General features: G+C 39.3%; 22 protein-coding genes. 12 read left to right on the top strand and 10 right to left on the bottom strand.

Annotation, left to right across the window (positions count from 1 at the left end):
- The first annotated feature begins 85 nt into the window (after window positions 1–85).
- From FPK91_RS03000 to FPK91_RS02985, 4 genes are all read left to right on the top strand, one after another.
- Window positions 86–847: an SDR family NAD(P)-dependent oxidoreductase gene (locus tag FPK91_RS03000; RefSeq protein ID WP_144207807.1), complete on the top strand. Its 762-nt coding sequence runs from the start codon at window positions 86–88 to the stop codon at window positions 845–847.
- A gap of 315 nt (window positions 848–1,162) precedes the next feature.
- Complete coding sequence (locus FPK91_RS02995; RefSeq protein WP_144207804.1) at window positions 1,163–2,968, top strand: acyl-CoA dehydrogenase; 1,806 nt, start codon at window positions 1,163–1,165, stop codon at window positions 2,966–2,968.
- Between the two features lie 340 nt (window positions 2,969–3,308).
- Window positions 3,309–3,770 carry a MaoC family dehydratase gene (locus tag FPK91_RS02990; protein WP_144207801.1) on the top strand — a complete coding sequence of 154 codons (462 nt, stop codon included), beginning with the start codon at window positions 3,309–3,311 and terminating at the stop codon, window positions 3,768–3,770.
- A gap of 49 nt (window positions 3,771–3,819) precedes the next feature.
- Entirely contained in the window at window positions 3,820–4,737 is a 918-nt protein-coding gene (locus FPK91_RS02985; RefSeq protein ID WP_144207798.1) for an SDR family NAD(P)-dependent oxidoreductase, read from the top strand.
- Between the two features lie 11 nt (window positions 4,738–4,748).
- Here FPK91_RS02985 and FPK91_RS21165 read toward each other — a convergent pair whose 3' ends face one another.
- Window positions 4,749–4,880, bottom strand: coding sequence for a hypothetical protein (locus FPK91_RS21165; RefSeq protein WP_264371779.1), 132 nt, complete (start codon window positions 4,878–4,880; stop codon window positions 4,749–4,751).
- Here FPK91_RS21165 and FPK91_RS02980 point away from each other — a divergent pair.
- The 8 genes from FPK91_RS02980 (at window position 4,879) to FPK91_RS02950 (ending at window position 12,218) form a co-directional block, all read left to right on the top strand.
- Complete coding sequence (locus FPK91_RS02980; protein ID WP_144207795.1) at window positions 4,879–6,060, top strand: acetyl-CoA C-acyltransferase; 1,182 nt, start codon at window positions 4,879–4,881, stop codon at window positions 6,058–6,060. The genes FPK91_RS21165 and FPK91_RS02980 overlap by 2 nt on opposite strands.
- Before the next feature lie 126 nt (window positions 6,061–6,186).
- Window positions 6,187–7,842 carry an AMP-binding protein gene (locus tag FPK91_RS02975; RefSeq protein ID WP_144207792.1) on the top strand — a complete coding sequence of 552 codons (1,656 nt, stop codon included), beginning with the start codon at window positions 6,187–6,189 and terminating at the stop codon, window positions 7,840–7,842.
- Between the two features lie 138 nt (window positions 7,843–7,980).
- The gene (locus FPK91_RS21045) at window positions 7,981–8,520 is read left to right on the top strand and encodes a hypothetical protein (RefSeq protein WP_227006668.1); all 540 of its coding nucleotides are present in this window, start codon (window positions 7,981–7,983) and stop codon (window positions 8,518–8,520) included.
- A 40-nt stretch (window positions 8,521–8,560) separates the two neighbouring features.
- The gene (locus FPK91_RS21040; RefSeq protein ID WP_227006667.1) at window positions 8,561–8,698 is read left to right on the top strand and encodes a hypothetical protein; all 138 of its coding nucleotides are present in this window, start codon (window positions 8,561–8,563) and stop codon (window positions 8,696–8,698) included.
- Window positions 8,699–9,076: 378 nt separating this feature from the next.
- Window positions 9,077–9,223, top strand: coding sequence for a DUF1295 domain-containing protein (locus FPK91_RS21245; protein WP_144207790.1), 147 nt, complete (start codon window positions 9,077–9,079; stop codon window positions 9,221–9,223).
- 256 nt (window positions 9,224–9,479) lie between these two features.
- On the top strand, window positions 9,480–10,313 hold the full coding sequence (locus FPK91_RS02960) for an AAA family ATPase (RefSeq protein WP_144207787.1): 834 nt from the start codon (window positions 9,480–9,482) through the stop codon (window positions 10,311–10,313).
- A gap of 6 nt (window positions 10,314–10,319) precedes the next feature.
- Window positions 10,320–11,492: a vWA domain-containing protein gene (locus FPK91_RS02955; protein WP_144207784.1), complete on the top strand. Its 1,173-nt coding sequence runs from the start codon at window positions 10,320–10,322 to the stop codon at window positions 11,490–11,492.
- Window positions 11,493–11,573: 81 nt separating this feature from the next.
- Window positions 11,574–12,218: a DUF4386 family protein gene (locus FPK91_RS02950; protein ID WP_144207781.1), complete on the top strand. Its 645-nt coding sequence runs from the start codon at window positions 11,574–11,576 to the stop codon at window positions 12,216–12,218.
- A 330-nt stretch (window positions 12,219–12,548) separates the two neighbouring features.
- On the opposite strand, the gene FPK91_RS02945 is transcribed toward FPK91_RS02950, so the two are convergent.
- The 9 genes from FPK91_RS02945 to FPK91_RS02905 all read right to left on the bottom strand — a co-directional run bounded on the left by FPK91_RS02945 (window position 12,549) and on the right by FPK91_RS02905 (window position 22,538).
- A complete protein-coding gene (locus FPK91_RS02945) occupies window positions 12,549–13,334 on the bottom strand; it encodes an alpha/beta fold hydrolase (RefSeq protein WP_144207778.1) in 786 nt (261 codons plus the stop codon).
- 141 nt (window positions 13,335–13,475) lie between these two features.
- Window positions 13,476–14,330: a crotonase/enoyl-CoA hydratase family protein gene (locus FPK91_RS02940; protein ID WP_144207775.1), complete on the bottom strand. Its 855-nt coding sequence runs from the start codon at window positions 14,328–14,330 to the stop codon at window positions 13,476–13,478.
- A 10-nt stretch (window positions 14,331–14,340) separates the two neighbouring features.
- Complete coding sequence (locus FPK91_RS02935; protein WP_144207772.1) at window positions 14,341–15,033, bottom strand: crotonase/enoyl-CoA hydratase family protein; 693 nt, start codon at window positions 15,031–15,033, stop codon at window positions 14,341–14,343.
- Window positions 15,034–15,187: 154 nt separating this feature from the next.
- Window positions 15,188–15,796 (bottom strand): glutathione S-transferase family protein, encoded by a 609-nt coding sequence (locus FPK91_RS02930; protein WP_144207769.1) that lies wholly within the window; start codon window positions 15,794–15,796, stop codon window positions 15,188–15,190.
- A 22-nt stretch (window positions 15,797–15,818) separates the two neighbouring features.
- The gene (locus FPK91_RS02925) at window positions 15,819–16,733 is read right to left on the bottom strand and encodes a bile acid:sodium symporter family protein (RefSeq protein ID WP_144207767.1); all 915 of its coding nucleotides are present in this window, start codon (window positions 16,731–16,733) and stop codon (window positions 15,819–15,821) included.
- A 264-nt stretch (window positions 16,734–16,997) separates the two neighbouring features.
- Window positions 16,998–18,137: a DUF2855 family protein gene (locus tag FPK91_RS02920; protein WP_144207764.1), complete on the bottom strand. Its 1,140-nt coding sequence runs from the start codon at window positions 18,135–18,137 to the stop codon at window positions 16,998–17,000.
- A gap of 107 nt (window positions 18,138–18,244) precedes the next feature.
- Window positions 18,245–19,192: an alpha/beta fold hydrolase gene (locus tag FPK91_RS02915; RefSeq protein ID WP_144207761.1), complete on the bottom strand. Its 948-nt coding sequence runs from the start codon at window positions 19,190–19,192 to the stop codon at window positions 18,245–18,247.
- Between the two features lie 74 nt (window positions 19,193–19,266).
- The gene (locus FPK91_RS02910; RefSeq protein WP_144207758.1) at window positions 19,267–19,929 is read right to left on the bottom strand and encodes a nitroreductase family protein; all 663 of its coding nucleotides are present in this window, start codon (window positions 19,927–19,929) and stop codon (window positions 19,267–19,269) included.
- 158 nt (window positions 19,930–20,087) lie between these two features.
- Window positions 20,088–22,538: a TonB-dependent receptor gene (locus FPK91_RS02905; protein WP_144207755.1), complete on the bottom strand. Its 2,451-nt coding sequence runs from the start codon at window positions 22,536–22,538 to the stop codon at window positions 20,088–20,090.
- Between the last annotated feature and the right edge of the window lie 380 nt (window positions 22,539–22,918).

Raw genomic sequence — 22,918 nt, 5'->3', positions numbered from 1 at the left:
AAAGGTCATATTGGGCTATTAGAAGCAATCGCTATCAAACACAATTAACTAAACATATTGAATGAATGCACAAAGGAGTGACAGCATGGATCCATTGTTAAATTTTACCGGTAAAGTTGCCGTGATCACCGGCGCAGCCCAAGGATTTGGGAAGTTATTAGCACAAGAGTTGGCAAAGCGTGGCGCTAAACTGGTCGTTAGCGATATTAACGAACAAGGGGTTCACCAAATGGCTGATGAAATTGCTGCCACGGGTGCTGAAATTATAGCGATGAAATGTGATGTGTCTAAAAGTGATGATTGCAAAGCGATGGTTGATGCAGCCATTGAAGAGTTTGGTCGTGTTGATATTGGCGTTAACAATGCCGGTATCGCCCATGAATTTATGCCCCTTCATGATATTGATGAAGCTATTTTAGATCATCAATTCGCCATCAACGTTAAAGGTGTGCAATTTGGTATGCGTTATCAAATTCAGCAAATGCTCAAACAAGGTGAAGGGGCCATTCTTAATGTGAGCTCTATGGCCGGCATAGGCGGCGCACCGCGAGGTAGTGCTTATTCTATGGCAAAGCATGCCGTGATTGGTTTAACCAAAACCGGTGCTGTCGAATATGGGCGCAGCAATATTCGAATTAATGCTATTTGCCCATTTTTTACTCTTACTGCCATGGTGACTAATTTTGCTGACAAAGAAATGCAAGGCAAAATGGGCCGTAATGCGCCAATGAATCGTTTGGGTGAACCCAAAGAGATTGTGGCGATGATGCTAATGATATTGTCGCCTGCTAATACCTATATGACAGGTCAATGCATAGCCATTGATGGTGGCGTTTCAGCCGCTTAAGCTTCCTTTTAATAAGAATTTCAACAATCACTTTTAAACAATTAAAAGACAACATTTATTGGGCTCATTTAGTGCCAAACATGTTAAGTGTTCGGGTTAATCTAGGCTTTTACTATTCATATTGACTTGAGAGTTAGCTTTACTGCATTTGTTATGAATAATACTCATAGGTTTTACTCTTTGAGTGCTAACTAAAGAATGAGTAACAACGATTACAACTAACAGCTAACACAAGTATCAATAGCCATTTTATGACTTAGTTAATAACAGTTAGCTATTACATCTAACGTAAAATCTATATAAAACGAGGTTTGTATGACAGCGGCAATGATCAATGAACGTGATTTGGAGTTCATGCTTTATGAACTATTTGAAAGCGAAAAATTAGTTAACCGAGAGCGTTATCAAGATCATGACCGTCAAACCTTTAATGAAGTCATCAATACAGCCAAAGTTATTGCTGAAAAGCACTTTTTACCTATTCGTCAAAAGTTAGATACTGATCAGCCAACATTTGATGGTAAGAAAGTACATTTAATCCCTGAGCTTAAACCTGCTATCGATGCGTTTAATCAATCTGGAATAGGCTCTGCTACTGCAGATTATGATTCCGGTGGTATGCAATTACCGCCAATTATTGCCAGTGCGGCATCCACTTATCTATCTATAGCGGGTGGCGTGGGAATGGGTTACAACATGCTAACGACAGCCAATGCCAATTTGCTCGAAGCTCATGGCAGTAGCGAACTCATTGAAAAATGGGTTAAGCCGATGCGTGAAGGCCGCTTTATGGGAACAATGGCCATGACAGAGCCAGGCAGTGGTTCTGGTTTAGGAGATTTAAACACCAAAGCCGTTAAATCTGCAGATGGTACTTATAGAGTCACGGGTAATAAAATATTCATTTCAGGCGGCGACCACGATTTAAGTGAGAACATCGTCCATTTAGTATTAGCGAGATTACAAGGTGCGCCCAAAGGGGTGAAGGGTATTTCACTTTTTGTTGTACCCAAATTTCTTGTTAACGATGACGGCTCTATTGGGGCTGATAACGAAGTCGCACTAGCGGGTTTATTTCATAAAATGGGCGGACGTGCTCAAACCTCTACCGCGTTAAGCTTTGGCGAAAAAGAGGGTTCAATTAGTTACTTGGTTGGTGAAGAAAATCAAGGGCTTAAATACATGTTTCATATGATGAATGAAGCACGAATAATGGTGGGCACTAGCGGTGCTGTGCTAGCTACCGCGGGTTATCAATACGCTTTAGATTATGCTAAAAACAGACCACAAGGGCGGTTACCTTCTTGTAAGGATCCATTATCTCCTATGGTCAACATTATTGAACATGCAGATGTGAGGCGGATGCTGTTAGCCCAGAAAGCTTACGCAGAAGGGGCAATGGCATTAGTGTTATATGGCACTCAGCTTAGTGATGACGAAAAAACGGCGCTAACGACAGCTGAGCGTGAAAAAGCGCATATTCTATTAGACTTTCTAACGCCGATAATTAAAACCTGGCCGTCAGAGTACGGACCTAAAGCCAACTCGCTTGCAATACAAGTCCTTGGTGGTCATGGCTATATTAACGAACATCCAGTAGAGATGTTTTATCGCGATAACCGACTTAACCCAATCCATGAAGGGACTACTGGCATCCAATCTTTAGATTTAATGACCCGTAAAGTCCCAATGAATAACCTACAAGGTTATTTAGCCACAATAGAACAAATCAAACGCACGCTTCACCTTGCTAAACAACGTACGAGTTTAGATGAATATTCTGCTCAGCTAGAGGGTGCTCTGCAAACATTAATGCGCACGACTGAGGCCGTATTAAAGATCATGCAAACCGAGAATATCGATCTTGCCTTGGCAAATTCAGTTAAATACTTATCTATGTTTGGTCATGTCATTATTGCATGGTTATGGCTCAAACAAGCAATCGTGGCTACCGATGCTTTAACGTTACAACCTCACCAAGATGATGAGCACTTTTACCGTGGAAAATTACAAGCGTTACAATACTTCTATCGTATTGAGCTTCCTCAAATTGAACATTGGCAGAACATTCTCATTAGTGCTGATAGCACCAGTTTTGATATGCAGCCAGAGTGGTTTTAACACATAAACATCTATTCTTATCACCATGATTAGAGTAAACAGACGTAATATTCGCAAACATGACTCACTCTGGATAATCGCATTGATTGTACAATATAAAAGCAATGTCGATTAACTGTAATCATGAGTTATGTTTTAATAGGTTCAATTAGTTAACTGTGTTTTGTTAGCTTACGCCTTGGCTTGTTTTAAACGGTCTAAATCCTAACTTACTATTCACCCTGTTAATAACATGCTATCAAAACTATTCATTTGTTTAATTCCTATGTCACTATTAGCATGAGATATCGCTTAAATTTCATTCATCATCTTTGGTGAATACTTACAGGGAATGGGAATAATGCCGACAGTAATTAATCGAACTCAAATACAGCAATACATAGGCTTTCAAGCTGAACCTTCAAACTGGCATCAAATAACCCAATCTCAGATAAATCAATTTGCTGACTGTACTTTAGATCACCAATTTATTCATGTTGATGAAGAAAAAGCGAAAGCAACGCCTTTTGGTTCTACCATCGCGCACGGGTTTCTATCGCTATCGATGTTGTCGCACTTTGCAGAAGATTTTAGCGTCATTATTGACGGCTGTTATATGGGGCTCAATGCAGGTTTTGACAAGGTAAGATTTTTGCAACCCGTTACAGTAAATAGTCGAGTTCGTGCCCATGCAAAAACGCTATCGATTGAAGAAAAAAAACCAGGTCAATTCAGATTATCAACAGAAGTGACCATAGAAATAGAAGGCTGTGACACGCCTGCATTAGTTGCTCAGTGGATTTCAGTACAAATGGTTAAATAACGCGTTATTAGTACCAATTAAAATTTAATAAAACAGTTAAGGGATGAACATGACGATCGATTTTACGGGACAAGTGGCTATTGTGACTGGAGCCGGCAACGGTTTAGGCCGCTCCCACGCATTAGAGTTAGCAAAACGTGGCGCTAAGGTGGTTGTCAATGATTTAGGCGGCGCACGAGATGGCAGCGGTGCTTCTAGTGAAGCTTCACAAGAAGTTGTCCGATTGATTGAATCCATGGGCGGAGAAGCAATTAGCCATGGAGCCAATGTCGCCGATTATTCTCAAGTGCAGGATATGGTTGAGAAAACGATGGCGAAATGGGGGCGTGTCGATATTCTCATTAACAACGCCGGGATCTTGCGGGATAAATCATTCACTAAAATGAGTTTAGATGACTTTAAACTTGTCATGGATGTGCATGTTATGGGCACAGTTAACTGTACCAAGGCGGTTTGGGACATTATGCGCAGCCAAAATTATGGCCGTATTGTCATGACTACCTCTTCAAGTGGAATGTACGGTAACTTTGGCCAATCAAATTACGGCGCTGCAAAAATGGCTGTTTTAGGCTTGATGAATACCTTAGTAATAGAAGGGGCAAAAAACAATATTCACGTTAATGCGCTTGCACCAACAGCTGGGACACGAATGACAGAAGATTTAATGCCTGAAGACATAGTTAAGGCATTTGCGCCTGAAGCTGTAACAGCGGGCATGCTGACATTATGTGATGAGCATGCGCCGAACCGATTTATTTTGTGCGCTGGGGCAGGTGGATATTCAAGTGCCAGCATGATAGAAACTGAGGGTTGCTTTATTCCACAAGCAGGACAAAAAGCGGAAACTGTTCGTGATAATTGGGCGCAAATAATCGCACCAGAGCATCAAACAACTATGGTCACTGGTGCAAAGCAAGGTGAAAAATTTGTGTTAAAAGCGATGGCTTTTATGAAGTCACAGCAGTAGGTTATTAGTCATTACCTTAATTTGTTACTGCGGCGACGGATCCTAATGAATACAACATGACTGCCAGAAACGATTAATACGTCAAAGATTGAAATACGAACATGATAGTCATTACAAATAATAAAGATAATAGGAATAATCATGAGAGAAGCCGTCATTGTATCAGCAGCGAGAACACCTATTGGTAGAGCTTATCGGGGCGCTTTTAATGATCTATCCGCTCCTACACTTGCCGCAATTGCTGTAAATGCTGCTGTTGAGCGAGCAGGTATAGATCCTGGTGATATTGAAGACTGTATATTCGGTGTAGTGTTAACTCAGGGTAACCAGAGCATGAACTTTGGCCGTCAAGTTGCCATGGCGGCTAATTTTCCTGTTTCTGTGCCAGGAATGACAATTGATCGTCAATGCTCATCAGGGTTAATGTCGATAGCAACCGCCTCTAACAATATCGTTTGCGACGGGCAGCAAATAGTCGTTGCAGGTGGCTGTGAGTCTTTAAGTTTGGTTCAAAATGATAAAATGAACACTTATCGCGTGGTTGATCCCAACGTAAAAGCTTATCGACCTGCGATTTATATGCCCATGCTAGATACAGCAGAAGTTGTTGCCAAACGTTATAACGTTTCAAGAGAGCGACAGGACGCTTATGCACTTAAATCCCAACAACGTACCGCTAAAGCGCAACTTGAAGGCAAGTTTGACGATGAAATAGTCCCTGTGAGTTGTACTAAGTTAGTAATGGACAAAGATACCGGTGAGATAGCTAAACAAGATGTCACATTAACCAAAGATGAAGGTAATCGTCCCGCTACTAGCATAGAAGGTTTAGCGTCTTTAAAAATTGTTAAAGAAAATGGGTCAATTACTGGCGGTAATGCTTCCCAATTATCAGATGGGGCTGCTGCCGTTGTCATTATGGAGCGTGAATTGGCAGAGCAACGTGGACTAGCACCGCTTGGCGCTTATCGTGGCATGGTCGTAACCGGATGCGAACCCGATGAAATGGGTATTGGGCCAATATTTGCAATTCCAAAGTTGTTAGCACGCCATGGGCTTGATTATGACGATATCGGTTTATGGGAAATTAACGAAGCATTTGCTGTACAGGTCCTTTACTGTGCTGAAACGCTGGGGATTCCAGAAGATCGTTTAAACGTCAATGGTGGCGCAATTTCAATAGGGCATCCTTACGGGATGAGTGGCACCCGTATGGTTATGCATGCCTTGATAGAGGGTAAGCGTCGTGGAGTTAAGTATGCCGTGATTAGCATGTGTATCGGCGGTGGACAGGGTGCTGCGGGTTTATTCGAAGTGTTGTAAAACGGGTTAATACAATTTTAAAAAGACACAGTAAAAGACAAAAATACAGTAAAACAAAACAAGCGATTGGGTGTAGTGGTACCAACAGCATCAAAAAAAGAAGCTTTAAACAGAGGGAACATAATCATGGAAAAGATTTGGCTTGAAAAAAGTTATCCGCCCGGAGTTGAGTTCGAAATAGACCCAGATAAATATAATTCACTGGCTGATCTGTTTTTTAAATACACCCAATTATATAAAGACAATACCGCTTTCATTAATATGGATGTCAGTATTAGCTATCAACAACTTGAACAACAAACGATGGATTTTGCGGCCTATCTTCAACACGACTTAGGATTAGTGAAAGGTGATAAATTTGCCATCATGATCCCCAATCTCCTGCAATATCCCATTGCATTATTTGGCGCCTTAATTTCTGGTTTAACCGTCGTTAATATTAACCCTTTATATACCCCTCGAGAATTAGAACATCAGTTAAAAGATTCAGGGACTAAAGCCATTCTTGTATTAGAAAACTTTGCCCATGTACTCGCAGCTGTTATCGATAAGACAGAGGTTAAGCACGTTATTATTACTGGCGTAGGTGACCGATTAGGTGCAATTAAAGGGACACTCATTAACGGCGCGATTAAACACGTCAAAAAACAAGTGCCAGCTTATCAGTTACCCAGCGCCGTTAAGTTTAATCAAGTGATGAACAAAGGGGCTAAGCTCACTTTTAGCCCTGTAGCTATTGTTGGTTCCGATCTCGCCTTCTTACAATATACCGGCGGCACTACAGGGCCATCAAAAGGGGCGATGTTAACGCATCGAAATATGGTCGCAAACATCGAGCAATCGAAGGCGGTGACTAAAAATGTTTATGAGGTTGGTAAAGAAATCATGATTACGGCTTTGCCGCTTTATCACATCTTTGCACTCACATCGAATTGTCTAGCCTTCATGCCTTTTGGCGGTAAAAATATTCTAATCACCAATCCACGTGATATGGAAGGCTTTGTCAAAGAATTAGCTAAATATCCTTTTACCGCTATTACGGGGGTGAATACCTTATTTAATGGCTTATTACATACACCTGGTTTCGATAAACTTGACTTTAGTTCCCTCAAAATGGGTTTTGGCGGTGGAATGTCAGTACAGCGACCCGTTGCTGAATTATGGGAGAAAGTAACACAAACACGGTTACTCGAAGGCTATGGGTTAACTGAATGTGCGCCTTTAGTCACCATGAGCCCTTATAATCAAAAAAAGTACAATGGCTCAATAGGATTACCAGCCTCATCTACCGATATTCGTTTAGTGGGAGCTGATGGTGAAGATGTCGCCTTTGGTGAACCTGGTGAGATGTGGGTTAAAGGGCCGCAGGTCATGAAAGGCTATTACAATCGTCAGAAAGCCACCGATGAAGTACTCATTGATGGTTGGCTAGCCACTGGTGATATCGCCACTATGGATGAAGATGGCTTTTTCACCATAGTCGATCGCAAGAAAGATATGATTATTGTGTCTGGTTTTAATGTGTATCCTAATGAGATTGAGGAAGTGCTGGTTGCCCATGAAGGTATCTTAGAAGCCGCGGCTGTAGCAGCTCCCAGTGATGTTACGGGCGAAATGGTTAAAGTATTTATCGTGCGTAAAGATCCAGACATTGTTGACCAAGATGTAATCGACCATTGTAATGAAATGCTCACCAATTATAAGCGGCCTAAAATCGTTGAGTTTATTGATGAGTTGCCCAAAAGCAATGTAGGTAAGGTTTTGCGTAAAGAGCTACGTTAATGCTATAGGTTGTTGCTATAGGTATAAAAATAGAAAAGAATAAATATAACAAGGAAGCAAACAATACCGATACCCGTTTGTCTCTTTGTTAACCAACATCGTGAAAATCTAATGTGATCGTTAAAAAAGGATGTTTACATGAAATTCTACGAAAGGTTTATAACAGGGATTGTGATTGATTCGATTGCCAAGCTCTCAAAGGGAATCGCTTTATCCTTGTTGGTTTCACTTTCCGTATCGCCGCCATCGGTGTATGCACAAGCGGCTGATATTAAGCAGGACATTAACAAGGATATTGAAAATCTTGATCAAATGGATGTAGCAGTCAAGATTGATGAGAACAGCTTTAGCTGTATTCGCGATATGACACCAGTAAGACATTTTTATGTCGATAATTTACTTGGTAATATTGAAGGCACTTTATCAGCAGCAAATAACCCAGATGGGGCGATATACCCAACAGGCTCTGTTGTGCAACTTGTGCCAACAGAAGTGATGGTGAAACGAGAACCTGGCACATTCACGTCAACAGCGGACTGGGAATTTTTTGAGTTAGAAGTCAGTGATGAAGGCTCTTCTATTGCTAAACGTGGTTTTGTGGATGTGAATAATCGCTTTGGTGGTAATTGTTTTACCTGTCATTTACCCGCAGCTAAAAAAATGGGATTTTATTTGTGAGTCAGGTCATGGCTGCGAACCCATCCCTATTGACCATAGCATGACTGGCGCATTACAACGTTCAGACCCTCGCTGCGGTGAAGAGGTGTTAGAGTCAGGTGATTCTATGGCTTTATTTAAATTAAAAACAATGGTCATACTCGGTATGACTAAACAGTGGTTTCAAGAGATATTCTAATGCCCTGATAATCCATTGATGAGTGGAGTTTATCAGTAGATAACTTCACTCATTTTTTCATGTTTATAAATCAATATTAATATCTTGAACCAGTAAAAATCATCGAAGATATACAACCTCATTCTAGAAATTGTAATATTTATAAGGCCATCTACCAGTTCGCGAATGGAATTGGGCGCTATCAAAATGTGGTAATTAGCCCATTTAAAAACAGAACTGCCACGCTATGAATATAACCAACGTCACTGGCAGAAAAAGGAAAACCAATATAGCGTTAGCTAAATAAATTAAAGCAATTGTTCAAGTTCTTGCTAATCCCGATAAGCAGATTTCAGTATTTGAGGTTTTAAGGTGATCCTTTGGCTAGGCGCCTTTAAGATGGAAATAATTGCAGACAGGAAAAAGTTATGTTTTTTACGCCAAATGAGACAGTTAAGTGTCAAAAATAAAGTATGTAATATAGGATTGTGGAAATACAGTTGTCATCCTAATTACTTTGCTGAATTAATGGTTTGGAATGGATGAGTGATTGGCACTATTCCGTCATGGGTAGCCTTGTATCAGCAAGAGTCTGTCATTATTTTGGGGGTTATTAGGACTAGGGACCTACTGGCTTCAAGATTAATGTATATCACCTTGGTCTTTATACAGGAGCGGTGCCGTCTGAGTTTTACTCGGTGCAAAAACGACCTGAATATAATCAATATCAACAAACCACCAATATATTTTTCCCCGGTGCTAATAAATAGCCCGATGACGTTATTATTTAATAGGTAGAGACATGTTTAAAAGTACCGACAATTATATCGCCTCAAATGAGCTAACCCTGGCAGTGAATGCTGCGATTGCATTAGAAAAACCACTGCTGATAAAAGGTGAGCCTGGAACCGGAAAAACACAATTAGCAGAAGAGTTAGCCAAATCACTTAATTGTAAATTATATCAATGGCATATTAAATCAACGACCAAAGCCCAACAAGGTTTGTATGAATATGATGCCGTCTCTAGATTACGTGATAGTCAGCTTGGTGATGAACGGGTACATGACATAAGCAATTATATTGTGAAGGGTAAACTTTGGCAGGCTTTTGAAGAAGAGCAAAGACCGATATTACTTATTGATGAAATAGATAAAGCAGACATCGAATTCCCCAACGACTTATTGCAAGAACTCGATAAAATGGAATTTTTTGTTTATGAAACTCAACAAGTTATCAAAGCAAAACAGCGTCCGATTATCATAATTACGTCTAATAACGAAAAAGAGTTACCCGATGCTTTCTTACGTCGCTGTTTTTTCCATTACATTAAATTTCCTACTAAAATGGAAATGGAACAAATAATAGATGTCCATCACCCAGATGTTAAACAGGCGCTATTAAAGCAAAGTTTAGAAGTGTTTTTTGAGTTAAGAGAGATCAATGGTATTAAAAAGAAACCCTCCACATCTGAACTCATAGATTGGCTTAAACTGCTAATATCTGATGATATTTCACAAGATATTCTTCTTGATTCCGCCTCAGATATCATTCCATTTTTTGGTGCGCTACTTAAAAATGAGCAAGATGTTTCTTTACTTGAAAAGCTGGCTTTTATGAGCCGAAGAAACAGGTGATAGCCAGTGTTTATTGATTTTTTTCTCACCTTAAAAAAACATAATGTGCCTTGCAGTTTACGTGAGCTATTAGATTTGATCGCGACGCTAAAAAAAGGGGTGGTGTTTGCTAACGTTGAAGAGTTTTATCAGCTAGCCAAAATCGTCATGGTCAAAGATGAAATTCATTATGATAAATATGACAACGCCTTTGCTGAGTATTTTAAAGGTATAGAGAGTATTGATATATTCGATAAAATTTTACCTGAAGACTGGCTAAGAAAGGAGTTTGAAAAGCAACTGACACAGCAAGAAAAAGACCAACTCCAAGCCTTAGGTGGTCTAGATGAATTGATGAAAACCCTACAAGAACGATTGAATGAACAGAAAAAACGTCATGCTGGTGGCAATAAATGGATAGGAACTGGTGGAACGTCCCCCTTTGGCGCTTTTGGTTATAACCCGGAAGGTATTAGAGTCGGACAGGACAAAAATCGAAACAAAAGCGCTGTAAAAGTGTGGGATGAAAGGGAGTTTAAGAACTTTGATCAAGATAGAGAATTAGGCACGCGTAATATCAAGTTAGCCTTAAAAAAACTCAGAAAATTTGCCCGTACTGGTGCAAGTGAAAAACTAGATATCAATACCACCATTAGCTCAACAGCCAAGAACGGTGGCTTGCTTGATGTTCATATGGAACCTGAGCGCCATAATGCAGTTAAAGTGCTGATGTTTTTTGATATCGGTGGTTCGATGGATGATTATATTCACACCTGTGAAGAGCTATTTTCCGCAGCGCATAGTGAATTCAAGCATTTAAAGTTTTTTTATTTCCATAACTGTGTTTATGACAAAGTGTGGCAAGACAATAATAGACGTTATGATAAAACCATCGATCTAGAGGAGGTTATCAGAACCTTCGGCGCAGATTACAAAGTTATCTTTGTCGGCGACGCAACAATGGGGCCTTACGAAATACTGTCCCGTGGCGGCAGTGTAGAGCACTGGAATGAGCAGGCCGGTGTTATTTATATGAATAGAATATTAGGCCATTTTAATAAAGTCGCTTGGTTAAACCCCCAACCTGAATCACATTGGTCATATTATGAGTCCATCTCAATTATTCAGCAGTTAATTAGTGATAAAATGTACCCATTAACAGTCGACGGTATTGGAAGGGCGATTAAAGATCTGAGTTAAGCTACTAATTAATCGAACATAATAAATAGTGTTTAGAATTTGGCTCTGTCAATTTAAACTCTATTGAACAAGGATAGCGTTGTGAATAAATTACAAAAATTAGGTGGTGTTGCTGCACTTTTTGAAGCTGCTATTTACATATTCGCTTTTATTTTCTTTGGCGCGTTTTGGAATTACCCTGTCAATGCGGATGATATTCAAAAACTATTTTTTCTAACTAATAATCAATCAATTCTATCAATAGTTAATTTTACTATGTATGTCGCCTTTGGTCTTTTTTTGGCGGTTTTAGTTTTAGCCACCCACCAACAGATGAAAAGCAAAGCACCTTTTCTATCACAAATGGCTTCAGTATTTGGGATTATTTGGGTCGGCCTTGTCATAGCAAGTGGAATGATTGCAAATGTAGGATTAGCTGCTGTCATTGATTTGTCTGCCCAAAACCCAGAGCAAGCGATGACTCTTTTGGTGGTTATTAACACAATCGTTGAAGGTTTGGGGGGAGGCAACGAAATTGTAGGAGGCTTATGGGTTCTTTTACTGAGTGTTGCGGGCTTAAAAGCAACTGAATTACCGAAATGGTTAAACTATTTTGGTCTATTTATTGGCTCTGTTGGTATTCTCACTGTTTATCCTGCTGAAATTCTGACAGAAATATTCGGCTTAAGCCAAATATTGTGGTTCTCTTGGCTAGGTATAGCATTGCTTATAAACTCTAAACCCTAGAAGCTAATAGGGCATTCAATCAAGTTAATACAGATAGGGGTTGTACTTTCCAACCCATTTAAGCAAGTGACTAATTCAAATAAGCAACTAATTCAAATAAGCAACTAATTCAAGTAAGCAACTAATAGCAGCTTAACCTGTGGTTATCATATTAGCCTGATATCTTTTCCTTAATGGCACCCCATATAGTGTTAATGAACTTTTGACATAACATGTTCAATATTTTTGATGTTAGGTCAAATCTTTATTCTTACAAAACATCTCTTTTTATCACTCTATAATTTTAATAATTAATATCTGCTGACATTTAGAATAATAACCATGTTGGTATTACCAATCTTTGACTATGGTTTTAATCATATTGGCGGTATTTTCTGGTTGCTCAAGGGGGAACATGTGGCCACCATTAGGCATCATGGATACTTGGATGTTGTTTAAATTAGCAAAACGAGTGAAATATTTAACCGGGAATACATCAGTCTTTTCGCCATAAATGAGCGAAGCCGGAACGTTAAGTTGGTTTTTATAGTTCACCAGGTTACAAGGTAAATGCCTAAAGATGTCAGCTTCAACTTCGGGGGTAAAGCACAATTCTAAACGTTTATTACGCTCGGTAATGCCATGGTCAACGTAATCTTTTAAGCACCTAGGATCAAAGTGTTTAAATAACTTTTTTTGTGCAAAGTTACTCACTAAGTTGGTGTTTAGCGGCCAATGTCGCTGACGGTTTTGGGCCCGTCCTGCAGGAGACCATTTATCAATAAAACGCGTCTTCTTAACGACTTTAAGTATATGACTGAAAGGGCCTGTAACGACGGGTGGATCTAACATGATCACACCACGAAACAATTCAGGATGTTGGCAAGCTGCAAGAAATGACAATATGCCACCAAATGAATGACCAATACATATCACTTTTTCATCTTGTTGTTTTAAATAATCGACCAACTCTGTAACTAAGTGCTGCCAATTATTGTGTATGGGGTATCTATGATTATGACCATATTGATCATGGGCAATGGTATTGAAATTTTCATTAAATTCGGTGAGGAATGTTTTATAGCTTCCTGCTGGAAATCCATTGGCGTGAACGAGGTTAATCAGTGGCTTGGTCATAGTTACTTCGTTACCATCTAGTTGATTGCTATTAGTTTAATAGACCTTGGTATAGAATTTTTTATAACTGTTTTTATAAATAGCTATTGCTGGCTTAAACAGATTTAAGTTAAATCAAGCGAGCAATAGCCTGACAGCTATTTAGAATATTTTTGAATTATCAATTGGCGTTAGCTCTTGAAATTCAGGTGCACGCTTTTGTGCTTTTGCGGTGAAGGTTTCCATCATGTCATTTTGCGGCTGGAACATCCCACTTTGCCAAGCAGCCATATAATTTAAGCTATCTGCTACAGAGTGGTCACGGCCATAGTTAATCATCTCTTTACAGCCTGTGACCGCTAGAGGCGAGCGAGCAGCTATTTCTGCAGCAATTGCCATCACAGCCGTTATCATACTTTGTTGATCTTCAAATACCTGATTAACCAAGCCTACATCTTTGGCTTCATTGGCTGGCATTCTGCGACCGGTATAAGCTAATTCTTTAACTAAGCCCATAGGGATTAACTTAGGTAATCGTTGTAATGTGCCTAAGTCAGCAGTCATGCCTAATTTAGTTTCTTCAATACTGAAAAAAGCATCGCTGGTACAATAACGGCAATCAGCAGCGCTAACCATATCAACCGCGCCACCAATACAACCACCTTGCACAGCCATCAACACTGGCATTCTGCAACTTTCTAATACGTTAAAACAGTCTTGCAACCTTAATACTAGGCGGCGCAGTTGCTCATGCTTGCGGCCTAACTCAATGTTTTTATCAGGGCTATTTTGATTAAATACCGCTAAGTCCATTCCTGCACAAAAGTGCTTACCCGTTGAAGAAATAACAATGACACGAGCAGAGGCTTGATCATTTATTTGATGAATTATTTTTGGGAATTCATCCCAAAAATCAATATTCATTGAATTTAATTCATTAGGACGATTAAGTTTTACATGAGCAATTTTGTTATTAATCTCTAAAGTGAGGCTGTTAAATTTTTCTATATTATTCATAGCGATTCCTTTAAAAATTCAAGGTGCTTTGGGCATCGATTTCTATAGCTGCATCTAAAGCCGTCAGGATTGATTGGCGTTCTTTTAGTTTAGTGCCATGATGTGATTTCATATCTAGTGACTGCATGTGTTTTGCCACAGCATGGGCTGTAGCCATCAGGTGCTCAGGTTCAACAAGTTGATCGAGAAAACCCGCTGCGACTGCAGTTTTAGGGGCAAAAAGTTCAGCGACGATAACTGAGCGAGTAAGGAAATTACGCGGGATACGATTTCTCGCAAGCTCAATGCCGGCATTATGCATTGTCATACCAATCGCAACTTCATTAAGGCCAATTTTAAAATCACCTGCACAACCAATACGGTAGTCACAGCTGAGTAATAAAAATGCACCTTTGGCGATGGCATGCCCGCTACATGCACCAATAATAGGGGTAGGAAACGCAAGCATTCTTCGAGCTAATTTAGAACCTGCTGTAACCAGCGAAATAGCAGCCTCTGAACTAGATCTCATGGTTTTGAGATCAAAACCACCGGAAAATATACCTGCTTGACCAGTTAAAATTACCACGGCTTGTTGTTGCTCAGCAGTGTCTAAAGCGGTATTGATTTCAGTGATAATTTGCGGAGATATTGCGTTTACTTTGCCATTATTGAGCGTAATAACATGTACGTTATTCTTAATAGCTACGTTGATAAGTTCCATTTACTACCTTTTGAGTCTGTTATTGTTATTAGTTAGCAGTTCGCTTGGGATGCCGTTAGCTTTAGTTACTTTTAGCTTCAGTTGTATTTAGCTTGAGTTACCAGTTTGTTACTGCCTTTGTTACTTTATACAGTATTTACTCTAAAAAAAAGATTTATCCATATTTCGCGGCTAATTGATAGGCGGGTCTATTTTGAACTATCTCTAAATAATTGATGATATGAGGTTTATCATTAATTAGTTTTAAATTCATCGCTATCTCTAACATGATCGTCATCATAATATCTGCTGCGCTGAATTTATTGCCTGCAAAATAACTGTGACTCGCTAGAAATTGATCAATATAAGCAAAATCCACGGCTAATTCTTTTGCAATATAGCCATCTAGTGGATAGTTAGCCTCTCGAGGTTCCATTTGCAGTAATAAGCTGGTGATAACGGGTAAGGCAAGTGAACCTTCTGCAAAATGACTCCATTCAAGATACTGATAAAACTCAGGTGTATTATCGGCTGGGCGTAATAGTGATTTTTGGTTCTGATTTAAGATGTACTCCATAATGGCACCGGATTCACAAATGGTAATGTCACCGTCTACAATAATAGGCGCTTTGCCTAAAGGGTGAATTTGTTTAATACTTTGTGGGGCAAGGTTTGTCACTGGATCGCGATCATGATTGATTAACGAATAAGGCATGTTAAGTTCTTCTAATAACCAAATGACTCGTTTTGAACGCGACTTTTTTAAATGATGTACGGTGAGCATATACAATCCTTTTTTAAGTAAATTATTCAGTTGGCGCAGCAGAAAGTTTGCGATCATTATGTTGATTTTTCAATTTCAAACCTAACATTTTCACTAACACACCAGCGGTAAACAGCATTATTAGCGTATAAATAGCCGGCGTAAATGACATTTTATAATTGGACAGTAATGTTAATGACATAAACATCGATAAGGTACTATTTTGCAAACCGACTTCTATTGTTATTGAGGTTCGTTGAGGCATATTTAAACCGAGCCATTTACTAGAGTAGTAACCGAGTGCCATGGTAGAGATATTAAGCACTATTGAGACTGGTCCTGCTGCAATAAGCGCGGGTATGACGATATCTTGCTGAATGTAGGTGAGAAAAATAATCAGTAAAGTTAGAAATAATATCCCAAAACGTGAAACATGCGCCTGAGTACTTTTAGCAATTCTGGGGGCAAGCTTTCGAATCAGCATACCTATTGCGATAGGCACTATGGTTAATTTCATTAAGCTCAACATGGTCGCGACGATAGGTAGCTGAAATTGATTACCTTCACCCATAAAGTGGACTAATGAAAAGTTCAGTACGATTGGAATGGTAAATACGGTAATTAAACTCGCGACAGCCGTCATCGTCACAGATAGGGCAACATCACCTTTAGCTAAGTGGGTAAACATATTAGAGGTTGTTCCACCTGGGCACAGCACCAATAACATAACACCTACGGCATATTCAGGCTCTAATGGCATAATATTCGCGAGTATAAATCCTATGATGGGTAACAGTAATAGCTGATTAGTCAGCCCTATTGCAACGGCTTTGGGATGATTAACGACACGCTTAAAATCACTTATTTCAAGGGACAAGCCCATTCCCATCATAATGAGGAAAATACATATTGGAATAACTTGTGTGTTGACTAAAGTTACTAGTTCAATATCTGCCATAAACCTTCTGTCCTTGATGTTATGTAATAAACTGTCGTTATTAGAAAGCGAATTATTCAAACCCAGTGGTAAGGAGTCTAAAAGTAAGAACTCAAGTGACTCCAATCTAAGAGCCTCTATTTTTAGTGATTATAATCAAGTCACTATAATCAAATGGCTATAATCAAGTGAATTTAAACAAGAGACTATATACAAGTGACTTTAAACCGAGTTGCTAGATTGAATTCGCTATACACAATGAAATATATACTTACCCATGTGATTTCATCGAGCGGTTAAGGATATTATTTGCCCAATTGAAGCATCAGCTTTACCTGCCAAAGTCTGCTGGTAAACCTTTTCAAGTTCATTGACATCGATGGTATGAGAAATCCTAATATTTAAACGGCAGAAGTCGATGTAGTCTAGTAAAGATAAATTCATTTTCCTGAGTGTTTCATGCCCGCCCCAGTCAGTAATGCGCTTGCTTAGCTGTGTTGGAGCAAAGAAAAATTGTGGTTTTACGCCTGGCAAATCATCATCACGGGCATTGTCATCAATACTGATGTCTGTATGTTGCGTCGCGCCAATTCGACAGGAGTAACGCAGTTTTGCCGTAAAGTGTTGATGTATCGCAGCCAATGTTTGTTTACCTCCCGCCATATCAATCAGAATAGAAGCTTGTTTTGGATCTAATTGTGGTATGTCGTCATAACTAATCACTTGGTCGTAGCAACCTAGTGATTCAACGAACGGTTTATTGCTATTTGAGGTTATGCCGATAGCAGGGCGCTCAGCTCTTGTTTGAATTGCAAAGGCAAGGGCGATACTGGTTTTACTCGACGCGCTAGTGATCAAATACTGCATTGCACCAAAATACTGATTATCAAACATGAAATCTTCAATAAGCCATGCTGTTGTAAATAAACCCCTTACTAAAATGTCATAGTCTTCATTTACAGTAAGGTAAAACGGATTACCTTTAACGCGATTAAATTGAGAATAAAGTGGTGATAGCCCTTTGCGGCATGGGCTAATATCAGCAAAGCTATTTGTTGAAATATTGCCTGCTACGATTTTTAGATGGGTCGACATTGGCATAAACCCCCATACTCTCTCACCAACCTGTATCTCTGGACAGTTAGAAGCCACAACGTCGGCAAACCCCATAACGGGTAATCGGCCCCATTTGTGCTGTTCAGACTCGTTATCAGTTGGGAAAAACTGCCAATAACCGAGCATGTTCCCAGTGATCCCATAACTAATGTTGTTGGCGGTGAGTGCGAATTTATCCACACACAGTAGCACTTCATTTTCTGCCAATGGTTGATCAATATCCAATGCAAAGATACGAGTCTGTTGTAGTTGATTTTTAGCAACTTCAAATACGAATCCTGAATGATTGTTAGTTTGTAAATTCTTCATAAATTCCTTTTTTTGATACTTAACCAGTCATTAAATCAGTTATTAAATCAGTTATTAAATGTTCCGTTGCCTGAGGCTTTGTTTGAGCTGTTGCAAGAGCCATTTAGCTAGTCATTGATAAAATCTTCGATAGCTTTATTTACTTCATCCGGTCTTTCATGTTGCAGCCAGTGGCTCGTATTAGCAAAACGGACAATAGAACAATGAGGTACGTATTGTTCAATGCCATTGAGGTTTTCGTTCACAAAAGCCAGATCTTGTTCACCCCATAAAATCAAAGTGGGTAAATTTATACGGATATTGGGTATTTTGATGTCAGCAGTTGATTTTATGGGACTGGATTTAACTGAACTATTACTTTGCTCTATCGAGTCTGCTGAATCATTTACTTCAGGCATTAACTGCGGCATTGCGCGATAGTATTGCAACATGCCATTAATAGCGCCTTGTTGTTGCCAAACTTTACGATATGTTTGTTTTGACTCTTCATGAAACTGATAATGGTCCGAATGAAGCATCATTATCTCAGTGAGATAATGATAGTTATTTTGGGTTAATAATGACTCAGCTGATGGGCTAATTAATTGATGAATATAGTTACTTTTTTGTCGCTGCTCAGAATTATTGATCATTTCTCGGGTGAACGTACTTGGGTGGGCTGCATTGAGGATAATCAGTTTACTGATTAAATGAGAGTGAAATGCCGCCAGTGGCCATGCAATAGCTCCGCCCCAATCGTGTGCAACTAAAATTACCGGCTGTTCAGGACTGATAATGCCAACAAACTTAGCCAAGAAAGCAATGAGGTTAGGTAACTTGTAAAAACTTAACGCTTTAGGTTTATCACTTAAATTATAGCCTGGTAAATCAGGGGCAATTACTCTGAATTCTGTAGAAAAGTAATCTAATTGTGCTTGCCAAGTTCCCCAATATTCAGGAAATCCATGTAAAAATATCATGCAGGGTTTAGCGTCAATCTTATTGCGTAGAGCGGATGCTTCAACGTAATGAATATTGACATCATCTATCATTACGTATTTATGTTTAAGTGACATATTTAAACCCTAGCGCGTAATAATGACAACACTTTACATGGCTCTTTATTAGCCGCTTTTGAATTAATAACGGCTTAATCAAAAAAAGAAACGGCATTATCAATTGCTTCACGATCAGTTCTCGTATTATTAATAGCGGCGTCACTATCTGCATAACCAAATGACATACCAAATAGGATGCCACGCTCTTCTGGTAGATTTAAAAGTTCTCTTACAGGATCAGGGAATTGACCTAATGCACCTTGCATACAATTGGATATCCCATTATTTGCCATAATGAGTGATACTGTTTGGGCATAAATACCCAAATCCACAGCGCCCATAATGTCTAGGTATTTGTCCATTGTGAAAAAAACGGCATGGGGTGCATCGAAGAATTGCCAGTTTCGGATCATTGCCATTTGCCTAGCTTTTTTATCTTCTCTAGTAACATCGATAGCGCTATATAGTGCATTAGCTGAACCGAATTGGCGCTCCCTATGGATACCATTGTATTTAGCTAACCAATTAAAATCAGGATTAGGTGCAGCTCCGGATAACAATAAATCCATAAACTTTTGTTTAAGCTCATCTTTGGTTTGGCCTGATACCACACAGGTTTGCCAAGGTTGGACATTACAATTAGAGGGCGATTGCTGAGCATGGGTAAAAATTTCGGTTAATGTTTGCTGGGGTACTGGCTTATCTAGGAAGGCTCGCACTGAAAAACGCTGTTGTAATATCGATTCAATATCCATTTAGTGCTCTCTCTTATTTGTTATAGGCCTTATTGGTTATAGGTCTTATTGGTTATAATTCGTTGTTATTATCTTAAGCCATTATTTTAATTATTTTTAATTTCAGTGTGTATAAGCCAACAGCGACAACAAGGTTATCGCCATTCGCTTTAGGTTAATTAAAAGTCATAGGAAATCGTGGCACCAAATGTGCGTGGTTGATTGGGATAGCCATTAAAACTGCCAGCCTGAATCGGTGGCGGAAATGCTGAGAGTAGGTATTCATCGTCCGTCAGGTTTCGTGCCCAGAGTTGCAAATTAATCCCGTTTTCAAAGCCTAAACCTGCACTGGCATTAACCGTATTAACTTCACGAGTAAGTGAGTCAGGAACATTTTCAGCGACTTTGGTATCACTTTCATAAAGGTAATCTGCACGGGCATATCCGTTAATGCCATTTTCAAATTCAAAGTTATATACCAGCCCAGTGGTAAGACTCACTTCATGAATACCAGCAGGCTTTTCACCAGATAAATCTACCGGACCATCAAGACCTGATGCTCCAACAAATGAGTCATAAACGGGATCAAGTAACACACCTGCGAAGGTGATAGTCCAATCATCTGTTATGTTATAAATCGAATCGAATTCAATACCCTTGGTATTTTGTTGTCCTGCATTGGCAAGTACAAAGCCAGTACCAATAAATATTGATGACTGAAAGCCTTCAATCGTTTGATCAAACAAGGTTGCATTAAAAGCACCATCTTTAAAACGGGTTTTAATTCCGACCTCATAGACAGTGGCTTCTTCTGGCGATGCATAGCGTCCACCATATGCCTGGTTAGGTTGTGCCAAGCCTGCACTTTCTAGGGCACTTTGATCTGAAGCAAAAGGGCTAGAGTAACGAGATAGATTCCAAGAGGATGCTTTAAAGCCTGTAGCCGCAGTCGCAAATAAATTAATGTTACTGTTAAGTTCATAAGCCAGTCGGAACGACCAAGTTGTTTTACTGTCATCGGTTTCTTGGTTTTCAATATCATTAGGTAAAGGCATCATTGGCGGCAAAAATTGAAGGCTTTTTAACGTCGGAACTGCAGGGGCTAAAGCAGGAATGCTACCAATAGGCACCCCATAAAGGGTTAATTGCGTATCTAAATCAATGGCAGAATAAACGTCAGAATTATTTTGACTAATAGTGAGTTCTTTTTGGTCATTGGTATAACTAGCGCCAAATATAGCCGTTAATTCTTCGGTAATATGGTAATCAAAACTAGCGAATAATGAGTAAGCTTCATTATCCTGTTCAAATTCTGAGTTAACAGAAGAGGTATTTGAAAAGAAAGTACCAGGTGACAAACCATAAACGCCTTCAACACCACTTAATAAACCTGGTGCTCCGCCTGCAGCCGTTAATACCTCAAAATAGTTTCTTATATCATCGCCATAAAATAACGTATCGCCGGTGATGAGCTCTTCTTTAAATAAGTAAGCACCAAACATCCATTCTAGGTCTTGTTCGCTGGTAGATGTTAAACGAAACTCTTGAGTCATGGTTTTAATTTCTGTATGTCCACCTTCACTCAAAATATCTAACGTGGTGTAATCTACATCATTAATAAAACCGGAATCATTGTTACGAAATGCACTGATCGATGTGAAAGAATATCCATCAAAATCAATATCTAATTGTAACGAAACACCACCGTCTTCGACATTATTATCAGGATCGGAATTAAGGGCTGATTGATATAAAAAAGAATCACTTTCATCAAGATCAATGCCACCTAAGGCTCTTATAGCTGCAGTGGTGGGCCCATTAATTGAATTTTCAACACTACAACACGCTTCTGTGATTTCACTATAGTCGGCTATAAGTCTAAATTTTACATCTTCAGTGGGTTCATATAATGCTTGCCCTCTGATATGCCATCTATCACGATCATTTAATTCGCCCAAGCCGACGACGCTTTCAGTGTAACCATCACGTTGGTTAAAACCACCTGATAAACTAAAGGCTAAATCGTCTGTAATACCGTTAGTAATGTAACCTTTAACAGTTTTAAGATTATAATTACCGATCCCCAATTCTGCTTTGGCTTCTAAATTATATGAGGGTTCTAATGTCCTAATATTAATAACACCAGCAGAGGCATTTTTTCCGAAAAGGGTACTTTGTGGACCACTCAATACTTCAATTTGTTGCAACCTAGGTAAATCACCGATTTGCGATGCTGCACGAGACCGATACACCCCATCAATAAACACCCCAACCGATGGCTCAATACCGGTATTGTTGGTGCCATTACCGAAACCTCGAATTGCAAAATTAGTATTGGTTGAACGTTGTAAAGGAGTGACACGTAATGTGGGCACTAAGGTTTGCAGATCTGCAATATCCATCACTTTAGTTTGTTCGATGGCTTCGCTACTGACAACGCTAATAGCAACAGGGGATTCCTGTAATCCTTTTAACCGCTTTGAAGCGGTGACTTGTATAATTTCTATGCTATCTGATTCTTGTGTATTTTCATCAGAATCTGCTTCTGCATAGACATTCGGACTCATCACGCCGGCAACGGCTAGTGCAAGTAATGAGCGCTTAAAAAATGGTGATGATCTGTAAATCATATTCTTCCCCCGAAACTTAATTATTGTTATTAGCTATTCTCAAAGAGTACACATCTAGCAGACCAAAATTGACTCGGTTCTATTGATGTAACTTTTGAAATATAAAAGCGTTGTTTAATTAACGTTCTTCAATAACTTCAAGGGGAAAACAGAATCCTATAATGGATTCTGAAAATACTTATCTGCCACTTATAATGAAAATTTAATCGACAAATCATGCTAATTGGAGTTTTAGAATTAAACCAATCAATTGTTTTGATAGGGCACTATTCATACAAAGAATAATGCAGAGGGACTTTAGTCATTTTTTCGTATTAATTTTTAAGAAATCTTTATTGTTAAATTATACAGGCATTCATTAGCGCACGTATGTAGTACCT

Source organism: Shewanella donghaensis (assembly GCF_007567505.1).
Lineage (GTDB): Bacteria > Pseudomonadota > Gammaproteobacteria > Enterobacterales > Shewanellaceae > Shewanella > Shewanella donghaensis.
Note: the sequence above shows the minus strand (reverse complement) of the source record. Positions and strands in the feature narration are given on the sequence as shown.

What these genes read in the sequence shown, in the direction of transcription:
- FPK91_RS03000 (WP_144207807.1), top strand. Translation starts at nt 86, where the DNA reads ATGGATCCATTGTTAAATTTTACCGGTAAAGTTGCCGTGATCACCGGC.
- FPK91_RS02995 (WP_144207804.1), top strand. Translation starts at nt 1,163, where the DNA reads ATGACAGCGGCAATGATCAATGAACGTGATTTGGAGTTCATGCTTTAT.
- FPK91_RS02990 (WP_144207801.1), top strand. Translation starts at nt 3,309, where the DNA reads ATGCCGACAGTAATTAATCGAACTCAAATACAGCAATACATAGGCTTT.
- FPK91_RS02985 (WP_144207798.1), top strand. Translation starts at nt 3,820, where the DNA reads ATGACGATCGATTTTACGGGACAAGTGGCTATTGTGACTGGAGCCGGC.
- FPK91_RS02980 (WP_144207795.1), top strand. Translation starts at nt 4,879, where the DNA reads ATGAGAGAAGCCGTCATTGTATCAGCAGCGAGAACACCTATTGGTAGA.
- FPK91_RS21165 (WP_264371779.1), bottom strand. Translation starts at nt 4,880, where the DNA reads ATGATTATTCCTATTATCTTTATTATTTGTAATGACTATCATGTTCGT.
- FPK91_RS02975 (WP_144207792.1), top strand. Translation starts at nt 6,187, where the DNA reads ATGGAAAAGATTTGGCTTGAAAAAAGTTATCCGCCCGGAGTTGAGTTC.
- FPK91_RS21045 (WP_227006668.1), top strand. Translation starts at nt 7,981, where the DNA reads ATGAAATTCTACGAAAGGTTTATAACAGGGATTGTGATTGATTCGATT.
- FPK91_RS21040 (WP_227006667.1), top strand. Translation starts at nt 8,561, where the DNA reads ATGACTGGCGCATTACAACGTTCAGACCCTCGCTGCGGTGAAGAGGTG.
- FPK91_RS21245 (WP_144207790.1), top strand. Translation starts at nt 9,077, where the DNA reads ATGGAAATAATTGCAGACAGGAAAAAGTTATGTTTTTTACGCCAAATG.
- FPK91_RS02960 (WP_144207787.1), top strand. Translation starts at nt 9,480, where the DNA reads ATGTTTAAAAGTACCGACAATTATATCGCCTCAAATGAGCTAACCCTG.
- FPK91_RS02945 (WP_144207778.1), bottom strand. Translation starts at nt 13,334, where the DNA reads ATGACCAAGCCACTGATTAACCTCGTTCACGCCAATGGATTTCCAGCA.
- FPK91_RS02940 (WP_144207775.1), bottom strand. Translation starts at nt 14,330, where the DNA reads ATGAATAATATAGAAAAATTTAACAGCCTCACTTTAGAGATTAATAAC.
- FPK91_RS02935 (WP_144207772.1), bottom strand. Translation starts at nt 15,033, where the DNA reads ATGGAACTTATCAACGTAGCTATTAAGAATAACGTACATGTTATTACG.
- FPK91_RS02930 (WP_144207769.1), bottom strand. Translation starts at nt 15,796, where the DNA reads ATGCTCACCGTACATCATTTAAAAAAGTCGCGTTCAAAACGAGTCATT.
- FPK91_RS02925 (WP_144207767.1), bottom strand. Translation starts at nt 16,733, where the DNA reads ATGGCAGATATTGAACTAGTAACTTTAGTCAACACACAAGTTATTCCA.
- FPK91_RS02920 (WP_144207764.1), bottom strand. Translation starts at nt 18,137, where the DNA reads ATGAAGAATTTACAAACTAACAATCATTCAGGATTCGTATTTGAAGTT.
- FPK91_RS02915 (WP_144207761.1), bottom strand. Translation starts at nt 19,192, where the DNA reads ATGTCACTTAAACATAAATACGTAATGATAGATGATGTCAATATTCAT.
- FPK91_RS02910 (WP_144207758.1), bottom strand. Translation starts at nt 19,929, where the DNA reads ATGGATATTGAATCGATATTACAACAGCGTTTTTCAGTGCGAGCCTTC.
- FPK91_RS02905 (WP_144207755.1), bottom strand. Translation starts at nt 22,538, where the DNA reads ATGATTTACAGATCATCACCATTTTTTAAGCGCTCATTACTTGCACTA.